At 65.0% G+C, this 920-nt stretch carries 1 protein-coding gene; it reads right to left on the bottom strand.

Features of this window, described 5'->3' with window-relative positions; genetic code table 11:
* A partial coding sequence (gene pyk / locus LB823_RS23555) for a pyruvate kinase (protein WP_224652189.1) occupies positions 1–920 on the bottom strand: 920 nt, incomplete at both ends.

Below are 920 nucleotides of genomic sequence, written 5' to 3'. Positions count from 1 at the left end.
GCATCCGCACCGTCGAGCACCGCGTTCGCCACATCCGAGGCCTCCGCCCGGGTCGGACGGCTGTTCTCGATCATCGACTCCAGCATCTGCGTCGCCACGATCACCGGCTTCGCGTTCTCCCGGGCGATCTGAATCGCCCGCTTCTGCACCAGCGGCACCTCCTCCAGCGGCAACTCCACACCCAGATCACCACGGGCGACCATCACCGCATCGAACGCCAGAATCACCGCCTCCAGGTTCTCGATGGCCTCCGGCTTCTCCAGCTTCGCGATCACCGGAATCCGGCGACCCACGCGGTCCATCACCGCGTGCACCCGCTCGATATCCGCCGGAGCCCGCACGAACGACAAGGCGATGAAATCCACCCCCAGCTCGAGCGCGAACTCCAGATCCTCAATGTCCTTCTCACTGAGCGCAGGAACCGAGACATTCATCCCCGGCAGAGAGACACCCTTGTTGTTCGACACCGGGCCGCCCTCGGTGACCTCACACACCACATCGTTGCCGTCGACCGAGGTGACCTTCAGGCCGACCTTGCCGTCATCGACCAACAGCCGGTCGCCGGGGCGGGCGTCCTGCGCCAGCTCCTTGTAGGTGGTGGAGACCCGATCATGCGTGCCGACCACATCCTCGACGGTGATCCGCACCGTCTCACCCGTCTCCCACACGGTCCGGCCGTCACCGGCGAACCGGCCCAGCCGGATCTTCGGGCCCTGCAGATCCGCGAGGATCCCGACCGCACGACCGGTCTTATCCGAAGCCGCACGAACTCGGTTGTAGTTCACGCCGTGATCGGCGTGCTCACCATGGCTGAAATTCAGGCGCGCAACGTCCATGCCCTCCTCGACGAGAGCAAGAACCTTCTCATCGGTTCCGACAGCGGGGCCCAGGGTGCAGACGATCTTGGTTCGACGAGTCAC

It is taken from the genome of Tsukamurella sp. M9C (assembly GCF_020169415.1).
Lineage (GTDB): Bacteria > Actinomycetota > Actinomycetes > Mycobacteriales > Mycobacteriaceae > Tsukamurella.
This window is presented reverse-complemented; position numbering and strand designations above follow the sequence as displayed.